The 221-nt window shown below is 44.8% G+C and carries 1 protein-coding gene; it reads right to left on the bottom strand.

All coding sequences use genetic code 11. From position 1 onward, the window contains the following. Positions 1-221 (bottom strand): DUF2634 domain-containing protein (locus ULO1_RS11155; protein WP_143325452.1); only part of this gene is annotated, 221 nt, incomplete at both ends.

The raw sequence follows: 221 nt of genomic DNA, 5'->3' as shown, positions 1-221 counted from the left end.
CCACCTCCATTCTCTCAGGTGGTCCTATAACTGGCACTGCAGTAAATGATACCTTTACCACATCACCTTCCCATTCAAAAGCATAGTCCGTAACTCTTTCCGTTCTTAGATCAGCCAGCAGTGATTCGGTTATTGCCCGTTCCAGCTCTGCTTCTAAAGTTCTCCTTGTCTTCTGGCTTAAAGCTTGCTCAATTTCTGTACCGTAGTCGGTACTATAGATT

It is taken from the genome of Carboxydocella sp. ULO1 (assembly GCF_002049255.1).
Taxonomy (GTDB): domain Bacteria; phylum Bacillota.
The sequence above is the reverse complement of the archived record's forward strand: the minus strand, read 5'-3'. Positions and strand labels throughout refer to the sequence as shown.